General features: G+C 39.9%; 5 protein-coding genes. 2 read left to right on the plus strand and 3 right to left on the minus strand.

Annotated features, from left to right (window positions below; translation table 11 throughout):
• Positions 1-82: 82 nt before the first annotated feature.
• On the plus strand, positions 83-3,169 hold the full coding sequence (locus I6F53_RS17255) for a beta-galactosidase (protein ID WP_197240494.1): 3,087 nt from the start codon (positions 83-85) through the stop codon (positions 3,167-3,169).
• A gap of 61 nt (positions 3,170-3,230) precedes the next feature.
• Here the strand turns inward: I6F53_RS17255 and I6F53_RS17260 are convergent, their stop codons facing one another.
• Positions 3,231-3,677, minus strand: coding sequence for a DoxX family protein (locus tag I6F53_RS17260; RefSeq protein WP_197119220.1), 447 nt, complete (start codon positions 3,675-3,677; stop codon positions 3,231-3,233).
• Between the two features lie 198 nt (positions 3,678-3,875).
• On the minus strand, positions 3,876-5,021 hold the full coding sequence (locus tag I6F53_RS17265; RefSeq protein ID WP_197240495.1) for an iron-containing alcohol dehydrogenase: 1,146 nt from the start codon (positions 5,019-5,021) through the stop codon (positions 3,876-3,878).
• Between the two features lie 184 nt (positions 5,022-5,205).
• On the opposite strand from I6F53_RS17265, the gene I6F53_RS17270 reads away from it, so the two are divergent.
• Positions 5,206-6,090 (plus strand): AraC family transcriptional regulator, encoded by an 885-nt coding sequence (locus I6F53_RS17270; protein ID WP_197240496.1) that lies wholly within the window; start codon positions 5,206-5,208, stop codon positions 6,088-6,090.
• A 36-nt stretch (positions 6,091-6,126) separates the two neighbouring features.
• Here the strand turns inward: I6F53_RS17270 and I6F53_RS17275 are convergent, their stop codons facing one another.
• Entirely contained in the window at positions 6,127-6,945 is an 819-nt protein-coding gene (locus I6F53_RS17275; RefSeq protein ID WP_197240497.1) for a hypothetical protein, read from the minus strand.
• Positions 6,946-7,184: the final 239 nt, after the last annotated feature.

The following is a 7,184-nucleotide window of genomic DNA, read 5'->3' on the forward strand; positions in this document are numbered from 1 at the left end:
GAGAGCTTTAAGCATAACCCCTGCGATTATTTTTAGCTATATTTAGCGCATTATAATTGCCCGCTTATGCAATAGGATAAACATGACCTCTTTACAGCACATAATTAATCGCCGAGATTGGGAAAACCCAATTTCAGTACAAGTTAATCAAGTAAAAGCGCACAGCCCACTCAATGGATTTAAAAGCGTTGACCATGCCCGTACTAACACGCAATCGCAAAAACAAAGTTTAAACGGTCAGTGGGACTTTAAATTATTTGATAAACCCGAAGCGGTTGGTGAATCGTTGCTAAGTGAAACACTAAACAGCAACTGGCAAAGTATTACAGTGCCTTCTAACTGGCAATTACACGGCTTTGATAAACCTATTTACTGTAATGTTAAGTACCCATTTGCAGTTAACCCGCCTTTTGTACCAAGCGATAACCCTACAGGCTGTTACCGCACTGAATTTAATATAAACGAAAGTCAGCTAACTCAGCGTAATCATATTATTTTTGAAGGCGTTAACTCGGCGTTTCACCTGTGGTGTAACGGACAATGGGTGGGTTATTCACAAGATAGCCGCTTACCGAGCGAGTTTGATTTAAGCGAACTGTTAGTTGCAGGCACTAACCTTATTGCCGTTATGGTTATTCGTTGGAGCGATGGCAGTTATTTAGAAGATCAGGACATGTGGTGGCTAAGCGGTATTTTTCGCGATGTTAACTTACTTACAAAACCACAAAATCAAATACGTGATGTGTTTATAACCCCCAATTTAGACGCTTGCTATCGCGATGCAACGCTACATATAAAAACGGCGATTAATGCGCCAAATAACTATCAAATAGCAGTGCAAGTTTTTGATGGCGAACAGGCGCTATGTGAGCCGCAAATTCAAAGTACTAACAATAAACGTGTTGATGAAAAAGGTGGTTGGAGCGATGTTGTATTTCAAACAATTGATATACAAAGCCCTAAAAAATGGACCGCCGAAACCCCATACTTATACCGCTGCGTTGTGAGTCTGCTTGATGAGCAAGGCAATACCATCGACGTTGAAGCTTATAACATTGGCTTTAGAAAAGTAGAAATGCTTAACGGGCAGCTTTGCTTAAACGGCAAACCGCTACTCATTCGCGGTGTTAACCGCCACGAACACCACCCAGAAAACGGCCATACAGTTACTACCGCCGATATGATTGAAGATATTAAGCTGATGAAGCAAAATAACTTTAATGCCGTGCGTACTGCTCACTACCCTAACCACCCTCGTTTTTACGAACTGTGTGACGAGCTAGGTTTATACGTAGTTGATGAAGCAAATATAGAAACCCATGGCATGTTTCCTATGGGGCGTTTAGCTAGCGATCCGCAGTGGGCTGGTGCATTTATGTCGCGTTATACGCAAATGGTTGAGCGCGATAAAAACCACGCCTCAATTATTATTTGGTCATTGGGCAACGAATGCGGACACGGCGCAAATCATGATGCTATGTACGGCTGGTCAAAAAGCTTTGACCCCTCTCGCCCAGTGCAATACGAAGGCGGCGGCGCAAATACAACGGCTACCGACATTATTTGCCCAATGTACGCCCGTGTAGATACCGATATTAAAGACGATGCGGTACCTAAATACTCTATTAAAAAGTGGCTAAGCCTACCAGGTGAAACTCGCCCGCTTATTTTATGTGAATACGCGCACGCTATGGGTAACAGCCTAGGTAGCTTTGACGATTACTGGCAAGCATTTAGAGAATACCCACGCCTACAAGGTGGCTTTATTTGGGATTGGGTAGACCAAGGTTTATCTAAAACAGACGAAAATGGCGAGCATTACTGGGCTTACGGTGGCGACTTTGGTGATGAACTAAATGACCGTCAATTTTGTATAAACGGTTTATTATTCCCTGACCGTACACCGCACCCAAGCCTATTTGAAGCTAAATACAGCCAGCAACATTTACAATTTACACTGCGTGAGCAAAATAAAAATCAATACAGTATTGATGTATTTAGCGATTACGTATTTAGGGCAACAGATAACGAAAAACTCGTTTGGCAATTAATGCAAAATGGCATATGCGTTGAGCAAGGCGAGCAAGTACTTAATATAGCGCCGCAAAGTACGCACACTTTAACTATTGAAACTAAAACAACGTTTGAGCAAGGCGCACAGTATCACTTAAATTTAGAGTGTGTGCTAATTAACGACTCGCACTTTGCAAACGCTAATCACGTTATGGATACCGCGCAGTTTAAGCTTATAAACAGCAAGAGCTTAAGCCGTAATGTGTTTGCATCAGCTACAGAGCAAAGCGCTATAAGTGTTAATGAAACAGACTCTCACCTAAGTATTGAAGGCGATAAGTTTAAACTTATTTTTAGTAAGCAATCAGGGCTTATAGAGCAGTGGTTACAAAACGATACTCAGGTTATTAGTAGCCCATTAGTTGATAATTTTTATCGTGCACCACTTGATAACGATATTGGTGTAAGCGAGGTAGACAACCTAGATCCTAATGCATGGGAAGCTCGTTGGTTGCGCGCAGGTATTGGGCAATGGCAGCGCACTTGTAGCTCAATTAATGCAGTGCAATCAAGCGTTGATGTACGTATTACTTGTGTATTTAATTACGAGTTTAATGGCGTGCTACAGGCTCAAACACAGTGGTTATATACCCTCAATAATACCGGCAATATTAGCTTAAATGTTGATGTGAACTTAAACGACACCCTACCGCCAATGCCGCGAATAGGATTAAGTACAACGCTTAACAAGCAAAGCGATACACAAGTAAATTGGCTAGGGTTAGGTCCTTTTGAAAACTACCCAGATCGCAAAGCCGCTGCACGTTTAGGTTATTATAGCTTGAGCTTAAATGATCTACATACACCGTATATATTTCCAACTGATAACGGCCTGCGTAGCGATTGCCAATTACTGAGCATTAATAACTTAACCGTAACTGGCGCGTTTTTATTTGCAGCCAGTGAATATTCGAAAAGCATGTTAACACAGGCAAAGCACACTAATGAGCTAATTGCTGATGACTGCGTGCATGTACATATTGATCATCAACATATGGGCGTGGGTGGCGATGACTCGTGGAGCCCAAGCACCCATAAAGAATATTTACTTGAGCAAAAGCAGTATAGTTATTCTTTAACTTTTTCAGCTAAATAATTTAGTAGTTAGCCTATAAAAACAGCGGCCAAATTGGCCGCTATTCTTCAATTAATAAACTCTATTTTTTAGCTAGCTTTTTAACTAATACGTTATCAAGCGAAAAGCTTCCCGCTCCTTGAATTGCTAAAACTACAGTTACTACAAGTAACGTTAATGCGTATTCATAGCCATTGTTTGCCATAAATAAGCCATTACTAATATGTACGCTAAAAATAGCAATCAGCATAGTAAAGCCGGCAACTACAGCTGCTGGGCGAGTTAACAAACCAATTGCTAATGCAATGCCACCAAAAAACTCAGCGCTACCTGCCATCATTGCTAACCAATAACCTGGCTCTAAGCCAATACTTGCCATCCATTGCCCTGTGCCTTCCAGGCCATAACCGCCAAACCAAGCAAATAATTTTTGTGCACCATGCGCCGCTAAAATAAGGCCAACTGGCACTCGTAAAATTAATGCTGCTACGCCTGCTTTTGAGCTTAATAATGTGTTTAATAATTTCATGAGTTTTAGTCCCGTTTAATTTATTTGAGCGTTAGGTTTTTCCTAACCGTTGAGCACAGTTTACTATCATCATTTAAAAACATTAATATCGATATTATTGGTTAATTATAAACACTGTGTTTTTAATATATTTTATGCACAAAAAAGCCGCTAACTTTAAACGTTAGCGGCTTTTAGTTTTAAGTTACTTAAAAGTGATTAAGCAACAGCTTGTTCTAAAATTTCACGGCTTTCTTTAAGCGTAATAGCTTGGTTTTCACCAAGAGCAACCATGCCATGTGCTTCAAGTTTGCCAATAATATTGTCAATAGCCGCGGCTTTATCATCGCCATGTTCAGTAAGCACAGTTGCTACGTCAAGGCTGTGGTAAAACGCTTCAATTGCTGCAATTGTTTTCTCAGCTAAGTCGTCAGTTTGCTCATGACCAAATACGTTTTTACCCATTTGCTCTAGTTTTGCTTTTTTAACTGCAAATTGGTTGCGCAGTAAAGAAGGCTGAACAATAGCAAGTGAACGTGCATGGTCAACACCGTAAGCGGCTGTAAGCTCGTGGCCAATCATGTGCGTAGCCCAATCTTGCGATACACCAGAACCAATTAAACCATTAAGTGCTTGGTTAGCTGCCCACATAAGGTTTGCGCGCCATGCATCGTCTTGGTTTTCAAAGTTATCGCCTAATGTTTTAAGCGTTCTTAAAAGTGCCTCTGCGTAACCTTCTTGAACCAATGCTGTTTCAGGGAATGTTAGGTACTGCTCACAGGTATGAACCCATGCATCTACTAGACCATTCACAAGTTGACGCTGCGGTAATGTTTTCATTACATCAGGGTCCATAATTGCAAACTTAGGTTGTACCGCAGGAGACATAAACGGAAGTTTTTGTTTAGTCGCAGCTTTGCTCACAACAGAACCTTGGTTAGACTCAGAACCTGTAGCTGGAAGCGTAAGTACTGCCCCAATAGGTAATGCGCTAGTTACTTTATGTTTACCAGTAGGAATATCCCAACCTTCGCCATCGTAAACGGCAGATGCTGCAATGTATTTAACGCCGTCGATTACTGAACCGCCGCCTACAGCTAGTACAAAGTCGATATCTTGTTCTTTACAAATTTTTACTGCTTGGTCTAACACTTCAATTGTTGGGTTAGCGCCAACGCCCGAGAATTCAACCCAATCAAAGCCTTCAAGTGCTGCTGCAACTTGGTCGTACACGCCGTTCTTTTTAATTGAACCGCCGCCGTACACTACAAGTACTTTTTGATCCTTTGCGATCAAATCAGTTAGTGAGGCAATTTGTTCTTGGCCGAACTGGATAAGTGTTGGATTTACGTAGCTAAATTTCATTATTTTGCTCCTAGGTGACGGTTAAATACTAAATATAATGCTTAGTTACTAACTAAGCCAAACTTCAATGAGTGCATATTAGTGGCAAAACAAACATTAAAAAAGCCCAATAACTCGCAAAAGCTTGCCTAAAACTGTCAATATTGATATTTTACGCAAAATTCGTACGATAATAGATGTTTTAATGTCCTCAATAGCCAACATGATGCAAAAATTTGCAGAGCACAATAATTTACTCAACTTTGAAGGCAACATGGAAACCATTATTCCAGGTGTGTATTTTCATCGTGCAAGTAAAAGCTCACCACGCCAGCCACTCATATATAACTCAGGTATTATTATTGTTGGGCAAGGACATAAAATAATTCATTTCCCTGAACATCAAATAAAATATGGTGAAGGTGACTACCTTGTTTTAGGTGTACCTGTGCCACTTGAGTGCGAAGCTTTTACTGATAACAACCTGCCTGTAATGGGCATAGTTATAGATATAAACCCGGTAATGTTACACAAACTAGTAAACCAAATTGGTACACATAAACCATTCACTTCAGGGCAAATGGGTGGCGTTCAATCGGCTAAAATAGATGGCGCAATGGAGCAAGTAACCCACCGCTTACTTAGCGTGCTTAATAACCCTATTGAGGCTGACATTTTTGGCGAAGATATAGTAAAAGAATTAGTATATCGTGTGCTTTGCGGCCCACAAGGCGACACGTTAATAGGCCTTGCCATGCACGACGGGCACTATGCGCGCATAGCACGTACGCTGTCGACTATGCACAGTAGTTATGCCAATCAAATTACGGTTGAAGGGTTAGCTGAAGATGTAAATATGAGTGTATCGTCGTTTCATCGTGCTTTTAGACAAGTAACGTTTGAGTCACCATTACAATATTTAAAAAAAGTACGCTTAGCTAAAGCCAAAGAGCTTATAACCAGTAGTGGAAGCAAGGCAAACGAAGCAGCATTAAAAGTTGGCTATACCAGCCCATCGCAATTTAGCCGCGAATTTAAGCGTCACTTCAATAAAACACCAAGTGAAATGTTAACTCAATTACATAGCTAACTAACTAGCTAAAAATTATGTCTTTAGAGATATAAATTAACCGAGCGAGTCAATTTTAAGCACTGCTTTTTTGGTGTTTAGCATAGCTCGCTTACTAAATTGGCGATTAATGAATTGGCTAAAAATAATAGTAAATAACGTTGAGCAAATAGCTGCTGTTGCGTATACCTGCCAAATCATAAAGTGATGCTTTAACATAAACGCAATCACTGCAAAAAATACACACCCACCTAATGAACCAATAATACCGCCATTAAGAATTTTAAACGTTGAGGCTTGTTTGTCACTAAAGTGAGCAACACTGCCCATCACCGCTAAAATAACCGGAAAGGTAGATATTAATCCGCTCCAAGCAGACCCTATATGTTGTGATATAAACGTAACAAGCACAATAAAACTTGTTACGAGTACCATTTTTACTGGCAGCTCCCAGCGAGCATTTAATGGTTTTGCATCAACTGATATATTTAGCTTTGTAGAGATAACAGTTAAACCGAGTAAAATACACAGCGAAACCACACTCGCCACAATAATATCCACAGGCAAAAATAAAGTAATAATGCTAAATACACACCAAATGCTTAACGCTGTAAAAAGCGACTTAAACACACCAAATCTTCGTGATACAACCAAGTAACTAAAACAAAATAAACCTATACCACTCATACCATAAAGAGAGGCCACCGCTGAGTTAGCTGCAAATAATTTACCTTGCTCTAATGCTATAAAATAAGAAATAGGCCCAGAGGTAATAGGCAAGCCAGGAATTATGCCGCTAACAAAACTACCAAAGCGTTTTTGGGCGAATGTTATTAGTAAAATAAGCAAAGGTGCAATTATGAGTTTAAGCAGCATAAATAACAATAAAGTATGAGAATTGAAATTAAGTCTACGTGTCTATACCTACATTGTAGAGTGAATAAAAATCATGCATGTAGCGTAATTTTCTTCACCTATAAATATTAAGTCATTTATCAAAAAACACTGATTAATAGTTATAAAAAAGCCACTAATTAAAGCTGTCTCTTATACACAAATCCCTGCTAAGAAATTAGCGGGGATTTTTTTGAACTAAATCTCAATGTCATGATCAG

This window comes from Pseudoalteromonas sp. SWN29 (assembly GCF_015864465.1).
Lineage (GTDB): Bacteria > Pseudomonadota > Gammaproteobacteria > Enterobacterales > Alteromonadaceae > Pseudoalteromonas.